At 65.8% G+C, this 23,284-nt stretch carries 26 protein-coding genes and 1 tRNA gene; 13 read left to right on the forward strand and 14 right to left on the reverse strand.

All coding sequences use genetic code 11. The features are described from left to right. Window positions 1–457 precede the first annotated feature (457 nt). The 4 genes from mltG to aspS form a co-directional block, all read right to left on the reverse strand. The gene (gene mltG, locus NL2_RS19155) at window positions 458–1,435 is read right to left on the reverse strand and encodes an endolytic transglycosylase MltG (protein ID WP_068077792.1); all 978 of its coding nucleotides are present in this window, start codon (window positions 1,433–1,435) and stop codon (window positions 458–460) included. A 5-nt stretch (window positions 1,436–1,440) separates the two neighbouring features. After that, window positions 1,441–2,697, reverse strand: a complete 1,257-nt coding sequence (fabF, locus tag NL2_RS19160) for a beta-ketoacyl-ACP synthase II (protein WP_068077794.1) — start codon at window positions 2,695–2,697, stop codon at window positions 1,441–1,443. A gap of 207 nt (window positions 2,698–2,904) precedes the next feature. Beyond that, a complete protein-coding gene (locus NL2_RS19165; protein ID WP_068077796.1) occupies window positions 2,905–3,141 on the reverse strand; it encodes an acyl carrier protein in 237 nt (78 codons plus the stop codon). Window positions 3,142–3,243: 102 nt separating this feature from the next. Beyond that, window positions 3,244–5,025, reverse strand: coding sequence for an aspartate--tRNA ligase (gene aspS, locus NL2_RS19170; RefSeq protein WP_068077798.1), 1,782 nt, complete (start codon window positions 5,023–5,025; stop codon window positions 3,244–3,246). A 115-nt stretch (window positions 5,026–5,140) separates the two neighbouring features. Here aspS and rnd point away from each other — a divergent pair, with 115 nt between their 5' ends. Beyond that, window positions 5,141–6,469: a ribonuclease D gene (gene rnd, locus NL2_RS19175; RefSeq protein ID WP_084356224.1), complete on the forward strand. Its 1,329-nt coding sequence runs from the start codon at window positions 5,141–5,143 to the stop codon at window positions 6,467–6,469. 18 nt (window positions 6,470–6,487) lie between these two features. Then, window positions 6,488–7,384, forward strand: a complete 897-nt coding sequence (locus NL2_RS19180; RefSeq protein ID WP_068077799.1) for a hydrogen peroxide-inducible genes activator — start codon at window positions 6,488–6,490, stop codon at window positions 7,382–7,384. A 9-nt stretch (window positions 7,385–7,393) separates the two neighbouring features. Here the strand turns inward: NL2_RS19180 and NL2_RS19185 are convergent, their stop codons facing one another. Further along, on the reverse strand, window positions 7,394–8,239 hold the full coding sequence (locus tag NL2_RS19185; protein ID WP_068077800.1) for an SHOCT domain-containing protein: 846 nt from the start codon (window positions 8,237–8,239) through the stop codon (window positions 7,394–7,396). A gap of 165 nt (window positions 8,240–8,404) precedes the next feature. Here NL2_RS19185 and NL2_RS19190 point away from each other — a divergent pair, with 165 nt between their 5' ends. Both NL2_RS19190 and NL2_RS19195 read left to right on the forward strand, forming a co-directional pair. Next, window positions 8,405–8,653: a type II toxin-antitoxin system CcdA family antitoxin gene (locus NL2_RS19190; protein WP_174522634.1), complete on the forward strand. Its 249-nt coding sequence runs from the start codon at window positions 8,405–8,407 to the stop codon at window positions 8,651–8,653. 10 nt (window positions 8,654–8,663) lie between these two features. Continuing rightward, on the forward strand, window positions 8,664–8,963 hold the full coding sequence (locus NL2_RS19195; protein WP_068077804.1) for a CcdB family protein: 300 nt from the start codon (window positions 8,664–8,666) through the stop codon (window positions 8,961–8,963). A 38-nt stretch (window positions 8,964–9,001) separates the two neighbouring features. Here NL2_RS19195 and NL2_RS19200 read toward each other — a convergent pair whose 3' ends face one another. Beyond that, window positions 9,002–10,222 (reverse strand): L-type lectin family protein, encoded by a 1,221-nt coding sequence (locus NL2_RS19200; RefSeq protein WP_157083271.1) that lies wholly within the window; start codon window positions 10,220–10,222, stop codon window positions 9,002–9,004. Window positions 10,223–10,363: 141 nt separating this feature from the next. Then, entirely contained in the window at window positions 10,364–10,957 is a 594-nt protein-coding gene (pgsA, locus tag NL2_RS19205; RefSeq protein WP_068077812.1) for a CDP-diacylglycerol--glycerol-3-phosphate 3-phosphatidyltransferase, read from the reverse strand. A gap of 113 nt (window positions 10,958–11,070) precedes the next feature. Between pgsA and NL2_RS19210 the strand changes: the two genes are divergently transcribed. Next, window positions 11,071–12,402: an MFS transporter gene (locus tag NL2_RS19210; RefSeq protein ID WP_068077815.1), complete on the forward strand. Its 1,332-nt coding sequence runs from the start codon at window positions 11,071–11,073 to the stop codon at window positions 12,400–12,402. A gap of 13 nt (window positions 12,403–12,415) precedes the next feature. Here the strand turns inward: NL2_RS19210 and NL2_RS19215 are convergent, their stop codons facing one another. The 3 genes from NL2_RS19215 to NL2_RS19225 form a co-directional block, all read right to left on the reverse strand. Continuing rightward, window positions 12,416–12,661, reverse strand: coding sequence for a hypothetical protein (locus tag NL2_RS19215; RefSeq protein ID WP_068077820.1), 246 nt, complete (start codon window positions 12,659–12,661; stop codon window positions 12,416–12,418). A gap of 184 nt (window positions 12,662–12,845) precedes the next feature. Next, complete coding sequence (locus NL2_RS19220; protein WP_068077822.1) at window positions 12,846–13,028, reverse strand: CsbD family protein; 183 nt, start codon at window positions 13,026–13,028, stop codon at window positions 12,846–12,848. A 65-nt stretch (window positions 13,029–13,093) separates the two neighbouring features. Next, window positions 13,094–13,540 (reverse strand): EVE domain-containing protein, encoded by a 447-nt coding sequence (locus NL2_RS19225; RefSeq protein WP_068077824.1) that lies wholly within the window; start codon window positions 13,538–13,540, stop codon window positions 13,094–13,096. Window positions 13,541–13,602: 62 nt separating this feature from the next. Between NL2_RS19225 and NL2_RS19230 the strand changes: the two genes are divergently transcribed. Both NL2_RS19230 and NL2_RS19235 read left to right on the forward strand, forming a co-directional pair. Further along, the gene (locus tag NL2_RS19230; RefSeq protein WP_068077827.1) at window positions 13,603–14,568 is read left to right on the forward strand and encodes an isopenicillin N synthase family dioxygenase; all 966 of its coding nucleotides are present in this window, start codon (window positions 13,603–13,605) and stop codon (window positions 14,566–14,568) included. Window positions 14,569–14,598: 30 nt separating this feature from the next. Continuing rightward, entirely contained in the window at window positions 14,599–14,955 is a 357-nt protein-coding gene (locus NL2_RS19235) for a hypothetical protein (RefSeq protein ID WP_174522635.1), read from the forward strand. 58 nt (window positions 14,956–15,013) lie between these two features. Here the strand turns inward: NL2_RS19235 and NL2_RS19240 are convergent, their stop codons facing one another. The 4 genes from NL2_RS19240 to NL2_RS19255 form a co-directional block, all read right to left on the reverse strand. Next, the gene (locus NL2_RS19240) at window positions 15,014–15,742 is read right to left on the reverse strand and encodes a COG3904 family protein (protein ID WP_245647769.1); all 729 of its coding nucleotides are present in this window, start codon (window positions 15,740–15,742) and stop codon (window positions 15,014–15,016) included. Window positions 15,743–15,745: 3 nt separating this feature from the next. Then, window positions 15,746–16,390 carry a hypothetical protein gene (locus NL2_RS19245; RefSeq protein ID WP_245647770.1) on the reverse strand — a complete coding sequence of 215 codons (645 nt, stop codon included), beginning with the start codon at window positions 16,388–16,390 and terminating at the stop codon, window positions 15,746–15,748. 205 nt (window positions 16,391–16,595) lie between these two features. Further along, window positions 16,596–16,671, reverse strand: a tRNA-Ala gene (locus NL2_RS19250). 357 nt (window positions 16,672–17,028) lie between these two features. Further along, entirely contained in the window at window positions 17,029–17,343 is a 315-nt protein-coding gene (locus NL2_RS19255) for an FYDLN acid domain-containing protein (RefSeq protein ID WP_068077830.1), read from the reverse strand. Between the two features lie 223 nt (window positions 17,344–17,566). Here NL2_RS19255 and aroA point away from each other — a divergent pair, with 223 nt between their 5' ends. From aroA to gloB, 6 genes are all read left to right on the forward strand, one after another. Further along, entirely contained in the window at window positions 17,567–18,955 is a 1,389-nt protein-coding gene (gene aroA / locus NL2_RS19260; RefSeq protein ID WP_068077886.1) for a 3-phosphoshikimate 1-carboxyvinyltransferase, read from the forward strand. Next, window positions 18,952–19,203 carry a CBU_0592 family membrane protein gene (locus tag NL2_RS19265; RefSeq protein WP_068077833.1) on the forward strand — a complete coding sequence of 84 codons (252 nt, stop codon included), beginning with the start codon at window positions 18,952–18,954 and terminating at the stop codon, window positions 19,201–19,203. Before aroA ends, NL2_RS19265 begins: the two co-directional genes overlap by 4 nt. Then, a complete protein-coding gene (locus NL2_RS19270; RefSeq protein WP_068077836.1) occupies window positions 19,200–19,826 on the forward strand; it encodes a (d)CMP kinase in 627 nt (208 codons plus the stop codon). The genes NL2_RS19265 and NL2_RS19270 overlap by 4 nt, the downstream gene beginning before the upstream one ends. Window positions 19,827–20,128: 302 nt before the next feature. Next, on the forward strand, window positions 20,129–21,847 hold the full coding sequence (rpsA, locus tag NL2_RS19275; protein ID WP_068077839.1) for a 30S ribosomal protein S1: 1,719 nt from the start codon (window positions 20,129–20,131) through the stop codon (window positions 21,845–21,847). Between the two features lie 196 nt (window positions 21,848–22,043). After that, window positions 22,044–22,448, forward strand: a complete 405-nt coding sequence (locus NL2_RS19280; protein WP_068077841.1) for a GFA family protein — start codon at window positions 22,044–22,046, stop codon at window positions 22,446–22,448. 31 nt (window positions 22,449–22,479) lie between these two features. Further along, window positions 22,480–23,238, forward strand: a complete 759-nt coding sequence (gloB, locus tag NL2_RS19285) for a hydroxyacylglutathione hydrolase (protein ID WP_169799549.1) — start codon at window positions 22,480–22,482, stop codon at window positions 23,236–23,238. Window positions 23,239–23,284 lie beyond the last annotated feature (46 nt).

Below are 23,284 nucleotides of genomic sequence, written 5' to 3' on the forward strand. Positions count from 1 at the left end.
CGGGTGACATGAACAACGCGTCTGACGGCCATCTCTAAGATCGGCCATCTCTAAGACCGTCTATTCTACTGTCCGGTAGACCTCCAAGACCCGGGCAGGATGCAAATCCTGCCCGGGCTTTTTCGTGCGCAGACGGTTGGACGATGCAGCGTCGGCTTGTGGGCGAGCTGGTGAGCGCGGTGGGTGGGTGAGGTGTCTTGCGCAGCGGCAGGCAGACGGTCGCGCGACAGCCGCGATGACCGGAAACACTCGGCAAGACCGGAATGATCACCCTGCCCGCAATGGGCAGGACTCCTTCGGTCAAGCCGGAATGTTCCCGTTCTTCAGAGCGTATGGAACGCGCGCCCTGCGGAAACGGTGACTAAGAGAAAGTTATAAACGAAACCTTTCGGCAAGCAACGCATGACCACGGTGTTTGATCCGATTTGACCCGGCTTGTGCGATCCCGCACCGGTTTCTACAGGTCGCCGCGCGCCTTGCGCAGCGCGAACCATTTGGCGACGTTGGCATTATGCTCTTCCAGTGTTGCCGCAAAGGCGTGCCCGCCGGAGCCATCCGCCACCATGTACAGCGCTTCGGTCTTTGCCGGGTGGAGCACTGCCGCGATCGATTCCTTGCCCGGGTTGGTGATGGGCCCCTTGGGCAGCCCCACCATCGAATAGGTATTGTAATCGTTCACCGCAGCGATTTCCGACTGGCGGATGCGGCGGCCGAGCGGCTTGCCCTGCGTGATCGGATAGATGATCGTCGGATCGGCCTGCAGCAGCATGCCCTTGCGCAGCCGGTTCGAATACAGACCCGCCACCATCGGGCGTTCGGATGGTTTGCCGGTTTCCTTCTCGACGATCGAGGCCAGCACCAGCGCTTCCTCGGGCGTCTTCGCCACGGTATCGGGGCCGCGCTTCTTCCACAGGTCGGCCAGCGTCTTCTTCATCGCCGCCTGCATCCGGCCCAGCACTGCCGCGCGGCTTTCCCCGCGCTCGAAATCATAGCTGTTGGGCAGGATCGAGCCTTCCGCCGGCATCGGGATCGGGCCCGACAACAGCGGCTGCGCCATCAGGCGTTCGTAGACCATGATCGAGGGCATGCCTTCGGGCACCGCCACCAGCCGCCGGATCACTTCGCTGCCCTGCAGGATCGCCAGGATGCGCGCCGGACTGGAATGCGCAGGCAGCATGAACTCGCCTGCCTTGACCGGCTTGGCCCCGCCCAGCAACCGCGCACGCAGCCGGAACCCCGAGGCCGAGGATATCGCGCCCTGCTGCTCCAGCTGGCCCGCCACGCTGCCCAGTGTCGAATGGTCGGGCACGATGAACGCCGCGTTGTTCGCCAGCGGCCCGGCGCCGTACCAGCCGTGCAGGAACAGCCCGCCCGCCACCAGCAGGACGAACGCCGCGGCCGCCGCGATCAGGCCGCCCTTCGCGCGAAGGGCCATGGCGCTCAGACCTTCTTCAGCACCAGGCTGGCGTTGGTTCCGCCAAAGCCGAAGCTGTTGTTGAGGCAGGCGCGCACTTCGCGCTTTTTGGCTACATGCGGCACCAGATCGACACCCTCGGTGCCCTCGTCCGGGTCATCGAGGTTGAGCGTTGGCGGCACGATCTGGTCGCGGATCGCCAGGATGCAGAAGATGGCTTCGACCGCGCCCGCGCCGCCCAGCAGGTGGCCGATGGCGGACTTGGTGCTGCTCATCGAAACGCTGCCGATGGCATCGCCGAACAGACGCTTGACCGCGCCAAGTTCGATCGTGTCGGCCATCGTCGAGGTGCCGTGGGCATTGATATAGTCGATGTCCGACGGCTGCATGCCTGCCTTCTTCAGCGCCATTTCCATCGACCGGTACGCGCCGAAACCGTCCGGATGCGGCGCGGTGACGTGATAGGCATCGCCCGACAGGCCATAACCGACCACTTCTGCATAGATCTTCGCGCCGCGCGCCTTGGCATGCTCGTATTCCTCGAGCACCACCACGCCCGCGCCCTCACCCATCACGAAGCCGTCGCGGCCCTTGTCATAAGGGCGGCTGGCCTGCTCGGGCCGGTCGTTGAACGTGCAGTTGAGCGCGCGCGCCTGCGCGAAGCCGGCGATCCCGATCGGGCAGACCGTGCCCTCGGCACCGCCTGCGAGCATGATGTCGGCGTCGTCGTCGCGGATCATCCGCGCGGCATCGCCGATCGAATGCGCGCCGGTCGAACAGGCCGTCACCACGGCATGGTTGGGGCCCATCAGGCCGTACTTGATCGACACCTGCCCCGAAATGAGGTTGATCAGCCGCCCGTGGACGAAGTGCGGACTGACCCGGCCCGGCCCTTTTTCGGCAAGGATCAGCGATTCGCTTTCGATTCCCGGCAGGCCGCCGATGCCCGATCCGATCGAGCAGCCGGCGCGCAGGCGGGTCGGCTCGTCCATCTCGGTAAGGCCCGCATCTTCCAGCGCCTGACCAGCGGCATCGATGCCATAGATGATGAACGGATCGACCTGGCGCTGGACCTTGTGATCGACGCGCTTGTTGGGGTCGAACCCGTATTCGTGGTCTGCCGGCTTCACCTCGCAGGCGATGCGGCACTTCTGGTCCGAAGCGTCGAACTTCGTGATCGGACCCGCGCCGGACTTTCCGGCGATGAGGTTCTTCCACACGGTTTCAACGTCAGCCCCCAGCGGGGTGACAAGCCCAAGTCCGGTTACGACCACACGGCGCATGCAACTCTCTCCAACAATTCACGGGACCGGATCGGATACCGGTCCCATATGCCAACAGGCCCAGCCCCCGATCGGGCTGAGCCTGTCGTGGTCCCGATTTGCCCTTTGGAGAAAGCGGCTGACCGCCGAAAGTGGCGGTCTACCGGTCTTTCAGGACACGATACGAACCTGGCCATCGGGCCCAGTCCGTTCGGGATCTGGGGCGGTTCAGCCCTTGTTTTCGTCGATGTATTTGATCGCGTCGGATACGGTGGCGATCTTCTCGGCCGCATCGTCGGGGATCTCGACGCCGAATTCTTCTTCGAACGCCATGACGAGTTCGACGATGTCGAGGCTGTCTGCGCCCAGATCATCGATGAAGCTTGCATCCTCGGTGACCTTGTCGGCTTCGACGCCGAGGTGCTCGACGACGATCTTCTTAACGCGGTCGGCGGTATCGCTCATGAAATGCCCCTTCGAAGGAAAGCGGTTATCGATCAGGTTGCGCCCTAATGAACGCAATGCAGGCTGGCAAGTGGTCCCAATGCGCCAAGCGGCGCTTCCGCCTTACCCTTTGCTCGGTTCGACGAGCCGGATATGCAGTTCGCGCAGCTGTTTGAGGCTGACGTTACCCGGCGCGCCCATCAGCAGGTCTTCGGCCTTCTGGTTCATCGGGAACACCACCACCTCGCGGATGTTGGGTTCATCCGCCAGCAGCATGACGATGCGATCGACCCCCGGGGCCGATCCGCCGTGCGGCGGCGCGCCGAACTTGAACGCGTTGATCATGCCGGCAAAATTGGTGTCGACATCCTCGCGGCTATAGCCCGCGATCTCGAACGCCTTGTACATGATGTCGGGCCGGTGGTTCCGGATCGCGCCGGACGACAGTTCCACGCCGTTGCAGACGATGTCGTACTGCCACGCCTTGATCTGCAGCGGATCCATGGTTTCCAGCGCTTCGAGCTCGCCTTGCGGCATCGAGAACGGGTTATGGCTGAAGTCGATCTTCTTGGCGTCCTCGTCGTATTCGAACATCGGGAAATCGACGATCCAGCAGAACTTGAAGCAGCCCTGCTCGATCAGCTTGAGCTGCTCGCCCACGCGGGTGCGCGCCAGCCCGGCCAGCTTGGCGGCCTGCAGTTCCTTGCCCGCGGCGAAGAACACGCCGTCGTCGGGGCCGAGACCCAGCGCTGCGACCAGCTTGGCCGTCTCCTCCGGCCCATGGTTCTTGGCGATCGGCCCGGCGGGCACGCCCTCCTTGATGTTGATGTAGCCCAGCCCGGCATGGCCCTCGCCGCGCGCCCATTCGTTCATCTCGTCGAAGAACTTGCGGCTGAGCTTGCCCGCGCCCGGCGCCGGGATCGCGCGCACGCGCCCGCCCTCGCTGGCGATGCGGTCGAACAGCCCGAAGCCCGAGCCCTTGAAGTGTTCGGTAACGTCGGAAATTTCGATCGGGTTGCGCAAATCGGGCTTGTCGTTGCCGTACTTGAGCATCGATTCGGCATAAGGAATGCGCGGGAAGCTGCCCGATGCGGTCACCGACTTGCCGTTGGCGAACTCTTCGAACACCCCGCCCAGCACGGGCTCGATTGCGTTGAACACATCGTCCTGCGTGACGAAGCTCATCTCGAAATCGAGCTGGTAGAACTCGCCGGGCGAACGGTCGGCGCGCGCATCCTCGTCGCGAAAACACGGAGCGATCTGGAAATAGCGGTCGAAGCCGGCGACCATCAGCAGCTGCTTGAACATCTGCGGCGCCTGCGGCAGCGCATAGAACTTGCCCGGATGGACGCGGCTGGGCACCAGATAGTCGCGCGCGCCCTCGGGCGAGGACGCCGTCAGGATCGGCGTCTGGAATTCGGTGAAGCCCTGGTCGACCATGCGGCGGCGCAGCGACGCGATGACCTGCGACCGCAGCATCATGTTGGCGTGGACCTTCTCGCGCCGCAGATCGAGGTAGCGGTACTTGAGGCGGATATCCTCAGGATACTCCTGCTCTCCGGCCACCGGCATCGGCAGCTCCTCGGCGGCAGAGCGCAGCACCACGTCGGCGGCGCGCAGTTCGATCGCGCCGGTGGGCAGGCTGGAGTTCACCGTATCGGCAGTGCGCGCCACAACCTTGCCGGTGATCGTCACCACCGACTCAACCCGCAGGCGTTCGAGCTGCGCGAACGCGGGGCTGTCGGTATCGACCACGACCTGCGTGAGGCCATAGTGATCGCGCAAATCGACGAACAGCAGCCCGCCGTGATCGCGCTTGCGATGGACCCAGCCGGACAGGCGGACGACGCTGCCGACATCGGCGATGCGGAGCGCGGCGCAGGTGTGGGTGCGATAGGGGTGCATCGAAGGTCTTTCCAAAGGCTCTGGCCAAAGTCGCCGGGATATTGCAGGGGAAGCGCGCGGCTAACAGGCCATGACGCCCGCTTTGTCAACCCGCGGGCCCTTACAGAAATCGGCAATGAAGATACACCCTCTGATCACCACCACCGCAGCCCTTGCCGACTTGTGCGACCGGCTGGCCAAGGCCGACTTCATCACGGTCGACACCGAGTTCATGCGCGAGAACACGTTCTGGCCGGAACTGTGCCTGGTGCAGATCGCCGATACGCAGGAAGCCGCCGCGATCGATCCGATGGCGCCGGGGATCGACCTGACCCCGCTGCTCGACCTGCTGGTGAATAACGAGGACGTGCTCAAGGTCTTCCACGCGGGCGGGCAGGATGTGGAAATCATCTACAACCTGACCAAGAAGACCCCGCACCCGATCTTCGACACCCAGATCGCGATGATGGCGGTGAGCCAGTCCGAACAGATCGGCTATTCCAACCTCGTCGAAAGCTGGCTCGGGATCACGGTCGACAAAGGTGCGCGCTTCACCGACTGGTCGCGCCGCCCGCTGACTGAGCGCCAGATCGAATACGCGATCGGCGACGTGACGCACCTTGCCAAGATTTTTCCCAAGCTGCTCAACCGCCTGCGCAAGACCGGGCGCGGCGAATGGCTCGACATCGAGATGGAAAAGCTGGCCGATCCGGCCAACTACAAGTCCGATCCCGATGCGATGTGGCAGCGTGTGCGCGTCTCCACCCGCAACGCCGGCGTGCTGGGTCGGCTCAGGGCCGTGGCCGCCTGGCGCGAGGTCGAGGCGATGGACAAGAACATCCCGCGCGGCCGGATCATGCGCGACGAGACGCTGGCCGACATCGCCGGGCACCCGCCCAAGGACCAGGCCGACCTCGCCAAAGTGCGCGGGCTGTCCTCGGGCTGGCGCGAGAACGAGATCGGGCGGCGGCTGATGGCGACGCTGGCCGAGGCCAAGCCGCTGCGCGACGACGAAATGCCGGCACGCGCCCCGCGCGGTGCGCCGCTGGGCAAGGAAGGCGCACTGGTCGCCGACTTGCTCAAGCTGCTGCTCAAGATCCGCAGCCGCGAGATCGACGTCGCCTCGCGCCTGCTCGCGCGCAGCGACGATCTGGAAGCGCTCGCCGCCGGGCAGCGCAAGAACCTCGCCATCCTCGAAGGCTGGCGCTTCGAACAGTTCGGGCGCGATGCGCTGGAGCTGGTGGAGGGAAAGTTGGCGTTCGCCGTGGTGGGCGGCAAGCTGAAGATGGCGCACATCGACGATATCGGCGGCAACGGCGCCGGCGGCGTTGACGTGGTCGCGCATGTCGATCCCGAACTGCCCGCCGTGTTCGACGATGCCGACTTCGTGGTCCCGCTCGACCATGACGATGCGCCGGAACACGACGAACCCGTGGCCGACCCAGTGGCCGATAACGACGAATAGCATGGCGCCCGCCCGGCCATGAGCACGTACCTGCCCACGCTGAAGCAGCTGCAATACCTCGTGGCGCTGCACGAGCATGGGCATTTCGGGCGCGCCGCCGACAGCTGCTTCGTCTCGCAGTCCACGCTCTCGGCGGGGCTGCGCGAGCTGGAATCGCTGCTCGGCGTGACGCTGGTCGAACGCACCCGTCGCGTGGTGCGGTTCACCCCGCTGGGCAACCAAGTGGTGGCCAAGGCGCACCGCCTGCTGCGTGAGGCGGAGGAGCTGTCCGAACTGGTGCAGTCGCACGGCGCGCCATTGGCAGGCGAACTGCGGATGAGCGTGATCCCCACCATCGCGCCGTTCCTGCTGCCGCGCATCCTGCCGCGTCTGCGCCAGGAGCGCCCGCAGCTGAAGCTGTTCCTGCGCGAGGAGCCGAGCGGCGCGGCGATCGAATCGCTCCACCACGGCCGCGCCGATTGCGTGCTGCTCGCGCTGCCGTTCGCCACCGGCGAAGTCGAAGTCGAGCATCTGTTCAGCGACCGGCTGCTGGTCGCCTTCCCCAAGGACGACCCGCGCGATCCGCCTGCGGTCATCCCGCCGGGCATGATCGACGAGAACCGGCTGCTGCTGCTTGAAGACGGGCACTGCCTGAAGGACCACGCGCTGGCCGCGTGCAACCGGCCCGAACTGCGCGCGAGCGCGACGATGATCGGCACGAGCCTGCACACGCTGGTGCAGATGGTCGACAACGGGCTGGGGCTGACCATGCTGCCGCAGATGGCAATCGACGCGGGCATTCTGCACGACACCCAGATCGTCGCGCGGCCGCTCAATTCCGATCACGCCAGCCGCGAAATCGCGCTGGTCTGGCGCAAGAATTCCCCGCGCGGCGAGGAGTTCAGGCTGCTGGCGGCGGAACTGAAGGCGGGGTGACCCGAACGTTCAAAGCCGGGCGAGAAGTTCGGCTTTCTTGGCTTCGAATTCCGCAGCCGTGATGATGTCCTTCTTGCGCAGATCGGCCAGACGCTCGATCCGCGAGAATATCTCGTCGTCTGAAATAGTTATCGCAGGATTCGCGACCACGTTGACAGGAGGCGGCGCCGGAGCAGGATGAGCCTTCGGCACCGCTTGCTCGGCTGCCGGGGCCTGCGGTTCGGGCGCGGTTGCTGGCGACGGCGAAACGACGGCGAGGTCCGCCACCCGCACCAGACCGTGCTGGCTGGTGAAGGTAATCGACTGGTCGCCGCTCTGCTGCTGGGAAAACCCGCTGATCCGGTGGTCGGCAGTGTCATAGACCGTGACGCGCCCGCGCTGGTCGATGGCGAGGCGGTGGGTGGCAGGGAACACCGCATAGTGCAGGTCGTTCTGCGATCCGGTCGACGCCGGGGCGCCCAGTTCCTCCGGCCAGCGGCTGCCCGATGGTCCGGGCACGAACAGGCTGGACCCGCTGGTCGCGCCGATGCCGCTCGCCCCGTTCGACTGGCTTTGACTTTGCGACGACTGCGGCGGAACCACGAACGGCGAGGATGCCTGCAACGCCGCCGCCAGATCGTTGCACAGCGCATCGACGCGAAACTTCAGGCCGTTGTTGAACATGTCGCCGACCATGATCATCCCGCCTTGCGACCATTGGCCCATGCCACCCAGATCCGGATGATGGAACTGCGCCTGCCGCCCGCCGCCGGCGGCGATCGCCATCAGCAGCTGCGTCACGGCATCGGTACTCACGCCATGGCGGCTGGCCATCGCCTCGACCAGTTGCCGCCCATCCTCGGACAAACCCTGCATGTCGTGATCCTGTTCGAGTCGATGGACCGGCGAACGACCGGTCTTGCGTCCAAGCGCGCCTAACACATCCTGCGCGCATTCGCATGTCGTTGCGTGTGGCCGGCGAACCATTGACGTCCGCAAATATGCGCATAAGCATACGCATCAAAGGGCAGGAATCCGATCATGCAACACCCTCACGACGTTACCGGATCCGCGCGCAAGGCGACCAACGTGTCGCTCGACGTCGAACTGGTAGGCGAAGCCAGGCGGCTTGGCCTCAACATTTCGCGCGCGTGCGAGGCCGGGCTTGCCGACCAGATCGCGCGCGAAAAGGCGCGCCAGTGGAAGCTCGACAATGCCGGCGCGGTTGGCGCGTGGAATGGCTGGGTCGAGGAAAACGGACTGCCGCTGTCCGGCCACCGCCCGTTCTGACCACCGCAGGATGGCCAAATTCGACGTCTACCGGCAGGTCGGGACCGGCCCGCTGGTCCTCGATTGCCAAGCCGACCTGCTTGATGGACTGACAACCCGGTTGGTGGTCCCGCTTCTGCCCGAAGCGCATGTTCCCAAACCGATCGCCCGCTTGCATCCGGTCTTCGCTATCGACGGAGAGCGGCTGGTCATGGCCACCCACCTCGCGAGCGCAATTGCGGTGCGCGAGCTTGGCGCACGGGTCGTTTCGCTGCTGCCGAAACAGGACGCGATCGGCAATGCACTCGACATGCTGATCGCCGGGTTCTGACAGTCCCGCCCGATCAACGGAATCCCGATGCGTCGTCGCTATTGCACCGTCGCGTCGAAATACATCGTGCTGGTGGCTCCGCCCGCCAGATTGGCCAGCGACGCGCTGACCGTTCCGCTGGCGTAGCTGCCTCCGGTGCTGCCGTTCCAGGTGCAGACCCCGTTCGATGCGGTGCCGTTGACCCGGATCGAATTGGCGACGTACGTCAGGTGCAGTCCGGTCAGCGGGTCAGCCACGGCTATCCCGGTGGCGGTGGGATTGCCGGTCAGATTGGCGACGATCACGCAATAGCGCACGGTCGCCCCCGGGATCAGCTTGGGGTTGGTGGCGCCGTTGACCGGGTCCGACATCACGGTGTGCACTTTGGACACGGTGATGTTGCTGGTGCTCAGCGAAGTCACGCTGAACGACGTGATCTGGTGGAAATTGGTCGCGCCCCCGGTGCTCGAAGCGATGCCGACCCGAAGGTAGGCCGGGAGTGCCCCGACCTGGGCGGACGCGTTGAGGCCCGAGACATAGGTTGTTCCGTCGATCGCCACGCTCAGCGATCCGGCTGCCGTCATCGAAATCGTGTACGTATGGCTGGTCGCCTGCTGCCGCGTCGAAACGTTGCTCCATAGCGAGAACCCGGGAACCGCGTGGGTGATATAAGGGCTGGCCGCACTGGTCAGGCCGCGCACCGCCACGGCATTCTGGGTCAGTCCCGGTCCGCCGCTGCATCCGCCACCGCCGCAGCCGGGGTTGGAGAAGTTGCCGTATTCGTCGATTCCGACACCCATGAACCCGCCCGCGATATTGACGTAGCCCAGGCTGCCACCGATGTAGCCCAGCGACGCCGGCACCCCTTGCGAGGCATCGAGCAGGAAGAATGAGATTCCGTCGGCCCCGCTGCCGCCGTAAGAAACGGCGTTGAATGTCACCGTAAACCCGGCCGAGCTGGGGAAACTGTTCAGCGAGATGATCCCGCCGACGTCGCTCTGCACCGCCCGGGTCAGCAGCAGCGCACCCTGCCCGCTGGAATCGGGCACGTTGCCGGTATAGCCGCCCGTGCTGCCCGCCGCACAAGCCGGGATGCTGCTGCCGCCGCTACCGGCCGTCAGGCAGGCACTGCCATAGACTTGCCACGCCAGCGATGAGTTCGACCCGGTGAAGTTGTCCGACAGCACTTGCGTTCCGGCCCGCGCCGCCGGTGCAACCGCGAGCGCGCCGATGAACGCCAGCGCCAGTGCGATTACCCACCGTGATCCAACCGCAACCACCAACCAGAACTCCGGAACCGAGGCCTTGCGGCCGCGATTTCCTAGTCGGATCAAGGTTCAGAATATGGGTGGCGATGACTACGCAATCTTGCGTGCGGCAAGGGTCAGGGACCATCGCCACACCGCTGGGCACGCACGCCTTCAATCCATGTGCTTCAGGCCCACGCGCAGGTAATCCCAGCCCGTGATCAAGGTCAGCGCGGCGGCGGCCCACAGCGTGATGAGGCCGACGGTGTGCGGAATGTTGATCACCAGCCAGCCGATCGAGGCGTTCCACCACGGCGTGGCGTTGCCCAGAATCAGCGCGCCGAGCGAGACCAGCTGGAACGTGGTCTTCCATTTGGCCAGCTTGCTGACCGGAATCGATACCTGCAGCCCGCCGAGGAATTCGCGCAGGCCCGACACCGCGATCTCGCGCATCAGGATCACCAGCCCGGCGATCACGTGCATGTCGCCCACGAACGGCCCACGCAGGATGCCTTGCGCGCTCAGCACCAGGATGACCGCGGCAACCATGATCTTGTCGGCGATGGGATCGAGGAAGATGCCCAGCCGCGACACCGCTCCGCTCGACCGTGCGATATAGCCGTCGAAATAGTCGGTGATGCCCATCAGGCAGTACAGCGCGAACGCGATGCCGTAGCCGAACGCCCAGTCGGGCCACCACAGGAAGAAGGACAGCAGCGGGACCGCGACGATCCGCGACAGGGTGAGCATGTTGGGCAACGTCATCATCACGGGGCGCCTTACGCTCCCTGACGGCTGTGTGAAACCGTTCGATGCCCTCTTGTCCGCCCCGGCCATGCCGCTAGGGTCTGCGCCGTAACGGGGATGCTGGCAAGGACCGAATGACCACTCAGACGCATCTCATCCATTCGCGCCGATTCCTGCCCCTGTTCGTCACCCAGTTGCTCGGCGCGTTCAACGACAACCTCTTCAAGAACGCGATGATCCTGTACGTAGTGTACAGCATCTACAGTTCGGAGGCTGAGGAAGCGCGCTTTTCGGCGATCGCCTCGGCCTTGTTCATCCTGCCGTTCTTCCTGCTGTCGGCGCTGTCGGGCCAGCTGGCCGACATGCGCGACAAGGCGCGGATCATCCGCATCATCAAGGCGTGCGAGATCGGCATCATGCTGGTCGGCGCGGCCGGGCTGGTGCTGGCGTGGAAGGGCATCGGCGTGCACACGTTCGCGATTCCGCTGATGCTGCTCGCGCTGCTGGCGATGGGCGTGCACTCCACCTTCTTCGGCCCGATCAAGTACGCGATCCTGCCCCAGCACCTGCACGAGGATGAAGTGCTGGCGGGCACCGGACTGGTCGAGGCGGGCACCTATATCGCGATCCTGGCCGGCACGATCCTGGCGGGCTGGATCCCGGTGCAATGGGCCGCCATCGGCGTGGTGCTGACCTCGCTGGTCGGTTACGCCACCGGGCGGCAGGTGCCGCCGGCCAAGCCGCTGATCCCGGCCCAGCCGCTCGATTTCCACCTGATCCGTTCGTCGATCACGCTGGTCAACAACACGCTGCACCACCGACGGGTGTTTTTGGCGATCATGGCGATCAGCTTTTTCTGGACGATCGGCGCGGTGCTGTTCATCCAGTTCCCGCCGCTGGCCAAGAACGTGCTCGATGCCAGCAAGGAAGTCGCCAGCGTGTTCCTGGTGGTGTTCTCGATCGGCGTGTCGATCGGCTCGATGTCGGTCAACGCGCTGCTCAAGGGCAAGGTCTCGGCGCGCTATTCGCCCGCTTCGGTGGTGGTGATGGGGCTGTTCATCGTCGCGTTCTACTTCGTCTGCCGCGAATGGACGCCGCACCCCAGCGCGCCGCTGATGGACGTGCCCACGTTCTTGGCGCAACGGCTGGCGATCCCGCTGCTGCTGTCGCTGCTGGGCATCGCGATGGCCGGCGGCATGTTCGTGGTGCCGCTTTACGCATTCCTGACCACCACGGTCGACAAGTCAGAAACCGCGCGCACGATCGCGGCCAACAACATCGTCAATTCGGGCGCGATGGTGGTGGGTTCGCTGCTCGCCATCGGGCTGAGCGCAGCCAACGTGGCGATCATCAACCAGCTGTTGCTGGGCGCGGCGATGTGCCTGTTCGCGTCGTGGCTGGGAAAGCTGCTGTACGCGGCCGAGCTTGAGGCCGAGGCCGAGAAGCAAGCGGGCACCGCCGCCTGATGGTCACGCCGCGTCAGGCGATCCACACGCTGACGGCGATGAAGCACGCGCAATAGGCGAGCAGGAAGTCCTTCAGATCCTGCCGCGTGAACTTCCACGGGCTGACATCGGGTGAACGCAACGCGGCCAGCGCAGCGCGCTGTTCCGCCGCAATCACCTCGGGTTCGAATGTGGGCAAAGGTCGCAGCACGCGCGGCGGGAGCGAGCGACGGAACGGATGGCCAGCCGGTTTGCTGGCAGAGGCGGGGTGATGCGACATGATCCCTTCTTAACGAAGGATTCACCATTGTGGCACCGGGGGGCCGGGTGGTTTTGGCCGGGCGTTTCGTCGCGGGACATTAACCTTTAGAGCGGACCTCTCCCCAACGGAAAAAGGGCCGCACCCCGTCAGGTGTGCGACCCTTTTGTTGCGGGCATGGAACGCGCCGCAATACCGGTTGGTGTCAGACCTTGTCGCCCAGCGCGCCCTTCACGTTGCCGCTGGCGTTCTGGAGCTTGCCCTTGGCATCCTGCGCCTGGCCCTTGGCGGTCAGCGAGGCATTGTCGGTCGCCTTGCCGACGGCTTCCTTGGTCTTGCCGGCGGACTGGTTGGCGGCGCCCTTGGCCTTGTCGATCAGTTCACCCATGAACAGCTCCTTCGTGCGAAACGGCGGGAAAATCGCGCCATGTGAAGGAGATATGCACAAGGCCGCTATTTCGTTCCCGGCAATTTGCGCTTTGCCATCTCAAGGATGAAATCCCATTCAGACGGTCGCACGCCCGACACGGACAGGCGCGACTGGCGCAGCAGTTCCATATCCGCCAGTTCGGGCGTGGCCTTGATTTCCTTGAGCGTGATCGCGCGCTTCAGCTTTTTTACCGGCTTGACCTTGACCGCAGCCCACTTGCCGTCGGGATCGGTCGGGTCGGTCATCCCGGCCTTGCTGATTTTCATGATGCCGACGATCTCCAGTCCGATGTTGGAATGGTAGAAGAACGCCAGATCGCCCTGCTTCATCGTGCGCAAGTTGCGCGCGGCAAGGTGGTTGCGCACCCCGTCCCACGTGCCTTCCTTCTGCTCGACCAGATCGTCCCAGCCGTACACGTCGGGTTCCGACTTCATCAGCCAGAACTGCGGCTCGGCATCGATTTTGGTCATGAAAGCAAGTCCGTTTGCGGTTACAGCGGACCCCATAACCGCAATTTGCGAACAGGAATACGATGAACCTCCCCAACTCGCCGGTGCTGACCCTTCCGGTGCTCTCGCTCGAAAGCGATCCGGCCACGCTGGCCCGCGATCTGGGTGACAGCTTCCAGACCTTCGGCTTTGCCATGGTGCGCGATCACGGCCTCGATCCCGCGCTCGTCGCGCGCGCCTGGGAGCTTACCCGCCAGTTCTTCGCGCTGCCCGAGGCGGACAAGCGCGCGTACCTCATCCCCGGCCAGGGCGGCGCGCGCGGCTACACCGCGTTCGGCACCGAAGTGGCCAAGGGCGCGACCGCGCACGATCTGAAGGAATTCTGGCACGTCGGGCGCGACCTGCCGTCCGGGCACGCGCTGGCGGCGTCGATGCCGCCCAACATCTGGCCGGCGCAACTGCCGCAGTTCCGCGAGACGTTCGAGGCGCTTTACGCCGCGCTCGACCACGCGGGCGCGCGCATCCTGGCGCGCATCGCGGTGTGGCTGGGGCTGGACGAGCGCTGGTTCGATCCTGCGATCGACGACGGCAATTCGGTGCTGCGCCTGCTGCACTATCCGCCCGTGGCCGACGCCGCTGAATCCGGTGGCAGGGGTGGTGCGATCCGCGCCGGGGCGCATGAGGACATCAACCTCATCACGCTGCTGCTGGGGGCCGAGGAAGCCGGGCTGGAACTACTGACGCGCGAGGGCCAGTGGCTGGAAGTCGCGCCGCCACCGGGCGCGCTGGTGGTCAACATCGGCGACATGCTCCAGCGGCTGACCAACCACGTGCTGCCCTCGACCACGCACCGCGTGCGCAATCCGGCGGGCGAACGGGCGACGCACAGCCGCTATTCGATGCCGTTCTTCCTGCACTTGCGCAGCGATTTTGCGTTCCACACGCTGCCGCAATGCGTCAGTGCGGACCATCCCGATCGCTATCCCGTTTCGATCACCGCCGACGATTACCTGCAGCAGCGCCTGCGCGAAATCGGCCTGAAGAAGTAAGCTCCCTCAAGCCGCGAAGGCGAACATCCAATGCCGCATGCCAGCAATATCGTCCAGTGCACCGGCCCCGACGCACCGCACGCGTTCGACCTGATCGCGCAGCAGCCGCGCAACGGCGCGCTCGATGCGCCGTGTCCGGTGTGCAAGGGGCACGGCCAGTGGAACGCAGAGATCGATCTCGTCAGCTTCCGCGCCAAGCGCGTCAACTGCGACCGCTGCCATGGCGAAGGCTGGGTCGAAACCGGCAGCGATCCGGTGGTGATCGACGATATCGAGATGGGCCCCGACGGCCACGCCCGCTGGTTCACCCGCCCGCTGGCGGACGATGATCCGGCCATGCCCGAGGAGCCCGCACCGCATGTCGGCCCCGCAGGTCCGATCGGCTGAGCGCCAGCGGAACGTCACGTCCGATCGCGAAACGCCGCGCCGGTCCATGCCGGTTACCCTAGCCCACCTTCTCCACCGGCGTCACGTTGTACCGCCGCACTTCCTCCTGGCTGAGGCAGTAGCGCGTCGAATGGTTGGTGTTGGTGGCGACGGCCTGCTGGCGGTACATCACGTCGGTCAGCAATTTGCGGCTGATGCCCATGCGGATCAGGAAATCGTTGTCCTCGCTCGCCAGCAGCGCGCTCGACTGTTCGATCTGGCCGATCAGCTTGACCGTCTCGTCGCTGCCTTCCTCGACCGACAGATCGATCGCGTCGCGATCACCGGTGTGCGTGAACATGTGGACCATGAAGATCCCGCCCGGATCGACGAAGCGCCGGTCGCCGCCCATGAACACGAAGTTGCACGCCGAAAAGCACGTCCAGCCCGCCGGAATGCGCGTGGCCATGCCGGGGTACGACCGGATCACCTTGCCCGCCTCGTTGCCCGCGTGGGCGTCGCCGCCCCGGCTTCTGAGCCACACTTCCTCAATCCGCTCGTCACCGTCGAGCGCGGCCTTGATCCGCTGCGGCAGCGTCGCGTCGATGATCCCGTCACCGATCAGCACGTGCCGACCGCCGCGATCGGCGACCGACAGGCTCATGACCTTGGGCGGGCCCCAGTCGGGCACGCCGGGGCATGACGGGTTGTCCTTGTCTGCGCCCGAAGCTGCTGGCGCCGGCGCTTTTGCGCCGACCAGCAGCGCGGCGGCGGCTAACAGGGCAGCAGCCTTGCGCAGACGCACCATGGATCAGGCCATCAGCGAATAGCGCGCCGAGCCCGGCGGGCGGCACATGCGCTTGTTCGCGGTGGTTTCCTCGCCATTGACGATGATCACGTCGCTGACGGTGATGCACTTCGCCCCCGTGGTCCTGTCATCGTTGCGCGCGACGACCGTGGAGGTGCCCGAGACATTCTCGCGGGTCTGCGAGGTCCAGGTGGACTTTGTCCCGACCTTGTCGCCACGCGTCGCTTCCAGCGTGGCGGCGGCGGCCTGCTTCTGTTCGGCGGGTTCGAGCTTGCAGGCGATCGCGTTGGTCAGCGTATCGGCGACCTCGGCCATCGGCACGAAGCTGGAAATGCCCGCGCGGCTGGCGGCGCGGCCCACGGTCTGGCCGATGATGCTGCCCATGATCGACGAGCCCGTGCTCTTGCTCGAACCCTTCGGGCAGCCGTCGGACGAGCGCGCGTTGGCGTTGTTGCTGCTCGACGTTGAGGACGCGCGCGGGATCGACGGCAAGCTGAACCCGCCGAACTGCGCCTGCGCGGTCGAAGCGGTGAGGCAGCCGATCGCGATCAGGCCAAGCCCTGCCCCGGCCTTGCGGAATCCAGTCTCGCGGATGTGGCGGAGCACCGAATGGGGGAACATCAGATGGGTGAACATCGGGTCGGGCATCTGCACTCTTTCCCTCGTAGCAAGCCGTGCGACCGATCCTGATCGGCGGGCCCGGCTGCACTGGCTTGGCAGCACGGCCATGCCTCCTGCTCTCTCGCCTTTGCCGCAGGAATCTAGGCCTCGCTGTGATGTGCGTCAATCGTGCGCGACAGACGGTGGCTCTCGAAAGGCACGCCCATGATCCGGTAATGTGAGCTTGGAACGATGGTGGAGCCTAGCGGGATCGAACCGCTGACCTCCTGCATGCCATGCAGGCGCTCTCCCAGCTGAGCTAAGGCCCCATAACCATCAAGCGCGCCGTTGGGTTGCGCGCCATCCCGGTGGCGCGAACCGCCGGGGAGCCGCCCCTTAGTCAAGGGCCGGGAAACTGGCAAGCCCGATTTTGCGAATCGGGGGTGGAGGAAGGCATGCCGCACGTTCAGGCCTGATGCCTGCCCGAGTCTGTTTTCCAGCCTCACCGCTGGAAGCGGCACCGGACTGAGTCTCTATCCAGCCTTACGGCTGGGGCGGCACCGGCCCGCTCCCCCAATAGCCAACTGGGCCCGACCACCCCTAAGGTACTCTGTCGGGTGGTCAGGCAGGGAGAGCGGGCCGGTGCCGTGCAATGTCATGCGATCAGCATGACCGAACCATGCACCTCAATGCTCGTCGGGTTCGCCGTCGCCTTGACCGGGGACGCCCAGATCATCGTCGCCGCCGAGATCGACGTCGTTGTCCGGCGAATCGCCATCCTCGTCGATGTCGAGATCTTCCTCGGCCAGATCGACGTCGGCCACCGCCTCGACCTTCTTGACTTCCTCATAGGGGATCGGCTGCTTGGACTTGAGCGTCGGCTCGGGGTTCCACGCATAGCCGCATTCGACGCAAGTGACCGGGTCCGACTTGCCCAGGTCGTAAAAACGGGTGCCGCACTTCGGGCAGCCATGCTTGGCGCCCCACTCTGGCTTGACCATAAAAATCCTCACGTGCGCCCGCACCGAAACGGTGGCAGGCCAAAAAAAGTCCGGTGCGTCATATGGTGACGGCGTCGTGCGATACAACGCTGCGCCCATCCCAGCGCGGGCGCGCCTTGCCATAGCGCGCCCGCGCTGTCAAAAGCCGCGCGCCTCGCTGCACCCGCAGCATGGGCCTCCCTCGCGCCAGAGACCATCCGTGACCGCTGCCGATCCTTCCTCGATGCGCCCTCGCCGCTTCCGCGCCACCGGGCCGCTCACCGGCCGCATCCGCGTGCCGGGCGACAAGTCGATCAGCCACCGCTCGATCATGCTCGGCGCGCTGGCGGTGGGCGAGACGCGCGTGACCGGCTTGCTGGAAGGCGAGGACGTGCTGTCCACCGCCGCCGCCATGCGCGCCATTGGCGCGCACATTGAACGAACTGCCGCCGCTGAAAGCGGCGGTGGGCGCGCCATGGGCGCCGACGTGCAGCGCACTGGCGAAGGTTCGTGGACCATCCATGGCGTGGGCGTGGGATCGCTGCTGCAACCGCGCACCGCGCTCGACATGGGCAACAGCGGCACCTCCACGCGGCTGCTGATGGGATTGGTCGCGAGCCACCCGATCACCGCCACGTTCATCGGCGACGCCAGCCTGTCCAAACGTCCGATGGGCCGGGTGATCGATCCGCTGTCGACGATGGGCGCCGATTTCACCTCGGCCCCCGGCGGCACGCTGCCGCTGACGCTGCGCGGCATCGCTCCCGCCGTGCCGATTTCGTACCGCCTGCCCGTCGCCAGCGCGCAAGTGAAGAGCGCCATCCTGCTTGCGGGGCTCAACACGCCGGGGATCACCACGGTGATCGAACCGGTGCCGACGCGCGACCATTCCGAAAGGATGCTCAAGGGCTTCGGTGCCGATCTTCAGGTGGAAGTCGAAGCCGACGGCACGCGGATCATCCGGCTGGTCGGCGAGGCGGAGCTGAAGCCGCAGGTCATCGCGGTGCCGGGCGACCCCTCGTCCGCCGCGTTCTTCGTGGTCGCGGCGCTGCTGGTGCCCGGCTCGGACCTGGTGATCGAGAACGTCGGGCTCAACCCCACCCGCGCCGCGTTGTTCGACGTGTTGCGCGCGATGGGCGGCAGCATCGAGGCGCTCGACCCGCGCGAGGTCGGCGGCGAGCCGGTGGCGGACTTGCGCGTGCGCCATTCGCTGCTGACCGGGATCGAGGTCGATCCGGCGGTGGTGCCGAGCATGGTCGATGAATTCCCCGTGCTGTTCGTCGCCGCCGCGATCGCCCAAGGCCGCACGGTGACGCGCGGGCTGGAGGAACTGCGCGTGAAGGAATCGGACCGCATCGCGGTGATGCGCGCCGCGCTGGAACTGGCGGGCGCGACCGTGACCGAGACGGCGGACGGCCTGATCATCGACGGCACCGGCGGCGATCCGCTTTCCGGCACCGGCGCCGAACCGATCGCCACCCACCTCGACCACCGCATCGCGATGAGCATGGCGGTGGCGGGCCTGGCCAGCCGCGCGGGCGTGGAAGTGGACGATTGCCGCCCCATCGCCACCAGCTTCCCCGCGTTCGAAGGCCTGCTCGACGGCGCGATGCCTGTGGCCGACCGCGCATGACCGGTGCCCAAGCCGACGCCATCGGCCTTGTCGGCAGCGCGGTGTTCATCGCCGCATTCGCCTATTCCAACGTGGCCAAGACGCTCGACAAGCTGTGGTTCAACCTGGCGAATCTGGTCGGCGCGGTGCTGCTGCTGACTTCGCTGTCGGTCCACTTCAACCTCGCCGCATTTATCCTCGAGGCGGCATGGGGCGCGATTGCGCTGATCGGCTTTGCGGTGGAACTGCGGCGGCGGGTGCGCGCGTGATCATCGCGGTCGATGGCCCCACCGCATCGGGCAAGGGCACCGTGGCCAAAGCTCTGGCGGCGCATTTCGGGTTGCCGCATCTCGATACCGGGCTGCTCTATCGCGCGGTCGGGCGGCAGGTGTTTCTCGATGGCGGCGATCCCGACAATGGCGGCGATGCACTGGCCGCCACGACCTTTCCCGAAGGTTTGCTGCTCGATCCCGAACTGCGCTCCGAGGCGAGCGGCGGGCTGGCCAGCCGCGTCTCGGTCCACCCTTCGGTGCGCGCCGCGCTGATGGAGCGCCAGCAGGCGTTCGCCGACCAGCCCGGCGGCGCGGTGCTCGACGGGCGCGACATCGCCACGGTGATCGCCCCGCACGCCACCGCCAAGCTTTACGTCACCGCCAGCGTGCCCGCGCGCGCGCTGCGGCGGTGGAAGGAAATGTCCGCGCGCGGCGAGGATGTGTCGCTGGCAGAGATCGAGGCGGATCTGGCGGCGCGCGACGACCGCGACCGCAACCGCGCCGAAGCCCCGCTGCGCCAGGCCGACGACGCGGTGCGGCTCGACACTTCGGAGCTTACGCCCGAGACGGCGATTGCGGCGGCGATTGCGATCGTAGAGCGAATCGTCAAATACGGCTGATCCCCCGCTAAGGCGGGGGCCTCGGGCGTCATGAAGCACCCCGTGTGCTCAACCGCCTGAGGTCCCCGCCTTCGCGGGGACGCACACAGGCCCCCTCCCCAAATTCCTTGCTTTTCCGGGGCATCGGACGTATGGGCGCGCCTGTCCGGGCGGCCTGCGTGCTGCCGGGATGTTCGCCACGGCATTCGGCCCGGCGGGCACATCGGCCCTTTTGGCCCGCGGACCGGCATGGTGTCGGCTTGCGGAGAAAGACCGGCGGAAACAACCGCCTGGCCGGCATACTGCATACGGGAATCAACTGAATGGCCACTATGGCACCCAACAATCCCACGCGCGACGATTTCGCCGCGATGCTCGACGAATCGCTTGGCGGTGCCGCCAACGGTGGCTTTGAAGGCCGCGTCGTCAAGGGCACGATTACCGCAATTGAAAACGACAAGGCCGTCATCGACGTTGGCTTGAAGAGCGAGGGCCGCGTTGCCCTGCGCGAATTCGCCATGGCCGGTCAGCCGCACGGGCTTTCCGTGGGCGATGAAGTCGAAGTTTATGTCGATCGCGTCGAGAACGCCGACGGCGAAGCGATGCTCAGCCGCGACCGCGCCCGCCGCGAAGCCGCCTGGGACAAGCTGGAAAGCGAATTCGGCGAAGGCAAGCGCGTCGAAGGCGTGATCTTCGGCCGCGTGAAGGGTGGCTTCACCGTCGATCTCGACGGCGCCGTGGCCTTCCTGCCCGGTTCGCAGGTCGATATCCGCCCCGTGCGCGACGTGACCCCGCTGATGGACATGCCGCAGCCGTTCCAGATCCTGAAGATGGATCGCCGCCGCGGCAACATCGTCGTCTCGCGCCGTGCCGTTCTGGAAGAAACCCGCGCCGAACAGCGCTCGGGCCTGATCATGAACCTCAAGGAAGGCCAGATCATCGACGGCGTGGTCAAGAACATCACCGATTACGGTGCGTTCGTGGATCTCGGCGGCATCGACGGCCTGCTCCATGTCACCGACATGAGCTACAAGCGCGTCAACCACCCGAGCGAAGTCATCGCCATCGGTGACACGGTCAAGGTGCAGATCATCCGCATCAACCAGGACACCCAGCGCATCAGCCTGGGCATGAAGCAGCTGGAATCGGATCCGTGGGATGGCGTTGTCGCCAAGTACCCGGTCGGCGCGAAGCTGCACGGCGTGGTCACCAACATCACCGAATACGGCGCGTTCGTCGAACTGGAAGCCGGCATCGAAGGCCTGGTCCACGTTTCGGAAATGTCCTGGACCAAGAAGAACGTCCACCCCGGCAAGATCGTTTCAACCTCGCAGGAAGTCGATGTGCTGGTGCTCGAGGTCGACAGCGACAAGCGTCGTATCAGCCTGGGCCTCAAGCAGGCACAGCAGAACCCGTGGGAAGCCTTTGCCGACAAGCACCCGGTGGGCAGCCATGTCGAAGGCGAAGTCAAGAACGCCACCGAGTTCGGCCTGTTCATCGGTCTGGATGGCGACGTCGACGGCATGGTCCACATGTCCGACATCGCCTGGGGCATCTCGGGCGAAGACGCGCTGGCGCTGCACCGCAAGGGTGAGCAGGTTTCGGCCGTCGTGCTCGACGTGGACGTCGAGAAGGAGCGCATCAGCCTTGGCATGAAGCAGCTTGAAAAGGGCGCTCCGGCAGCCGGTGGCACCAGTGCCGCTTCGGCCGGATCGCTGCGCCGTGGCGAAGTCGTCACCGTAACCGTGCTCGAAGTCCGCGATGGCGGGCTCGAAGTGCAGGCCGGCGACGATGGCGCGACCGGCTTCATCAAGCGCTCGGACCTGGGCCGCGATCGCGACGAACAGCGTCCCGACCGTTTCCAGGTGGGCCAGAAGCTCGACGCGCTGATCATCGGCTTCGACCGTTCCAAGAAGCCCAACTTCTCGGTCAAGGCCCGCCAGCTGGCCGAAGAGAAGGAAGCTGTGGAACAGTACGGTTCGTCGGATGCCGGCGCTTCGCTGGGCGACATCCTGGGCGCCGCGCTCAAGGGCAAGAACTGATCCGAAGCCGCGCCAGGCGCGCAGCCTGCGGGCTGCCGCCTGACCGTGTAACAGCAAAGGCCCGTCCGCTCACCCGAGCGGGCGGGCTTTTGCTTTGCGGGCGGCGGGCTTAGAGTCATCCTATGGACATTCCGGCGCGCGCTTCCTGCAACACCGCTCGTCCTGAGCCTGTCCCGAAATCAACCAGCAGGAGGCCATGACAATGAAAGCCCGCTGCCAGTGCGGCCAGCTCGGCGCCACCGTGCCCGGCCCTGGCGACCAGATCGTCGCGTGCCATTGCCTGGCGTGCCAGCGCCGCACCGGCGCGCCGTTCGGGGTGATCGCCTATTACGACCGCGCCGTGGTCACGCTGACCGGAGAAGTGCGCGAGTACAGCCGCGTGGCCGACAGCGGCAACAGCTTCACCACCGGGTTCTGCCCCACGTGCGGCTCCACGCTGTATGCCCGCGCGGACAAGCATCCGCAGATGATCGGCATCACCGTGGGCAGCTTTGCCGATCCCGGCCATCCGCCGCCGCACCGCGCGGTATTCGAGGATACGCGCCACGGCTGGTTTGCGTTCGCGGCCGAAATGGCGCATTTTCCCCAAGGGCGCACCTGACCGCAGCCCGTCCTGTCATCACGGAATGCCCATGATCGAAGTCCACCAGTTTCCCTGCCTGTCCGACAACTACGGCTACCTGCTGCACGATCCCGCCAGTGGCGAGACCGCGTGCATCGATACGCCCGATGCCGAGGCCTATATGGATGCGGCGATCGACAAGGGCTGGCGCATCACCCAGATCTGGAACACGCACTGGCACCCCGATCATGCCGGCGGCAACGTGGCGATCAAGGCGGCGACGCGGTGCAAGGTGTTTGCCCCGCAAGCCGAACATGGCCGGATCGCCGGGGTCGATGTGGCGGTGCGGCAGGGCGATATTCTGTCGCTGGGCGGCTGGCAGGCCGAAGTGATCGACGTGGGCGGGCATACGCTGGGCCATGTCGCCTACCACCTGCCCGCCGCCGCCGTGGCGTTCGTGGGCGATGCGCTGTTCGCGCTGGGCTGCGGCCGGATGTTCGAGGGGACGCCGGAACAGTTCTGGACCAGCCTCTCGCGGCTGAAGGCCCTGCCGCCCGAAACCACGCTGTTCTGCGCGCACGAATACACCGCAGCGAATGCGCGCTTCGCGATCCACGCCGATCCCGACAATGTGGCGTTGCACGACTACGTCGCCGAGATCACGCGGCTGCGCGCGGCGAACGAGCCGACCGTGCCGATGCCGCTGGCCCGCGAGCTGGCCACCAACCCGTTCCTGCGCGCGGACGATCCGGCGATGCAGGCGCGCTGGGGCGGCGGCGATGCCGTGGCGACGTTCGCCGCGCTGCGCAGCGCCAAGGACAGTTTTTAGGAAGTTGTCGGCAAGCGAAACGTCGTCCCGGGCTTGACCCGGGACC

Source organism: Novosphingobium lentum NBRC 107847 (assembly GCF_001590965.1).
In the GTDB taxonomy this organism is placed as follows: Bacteria; Pseudomonadota; Alphaproteobacteria; order Sphingomonadales; family Sphingomonadaceae; genus Novosphingobium; species Novosphingobium lentum.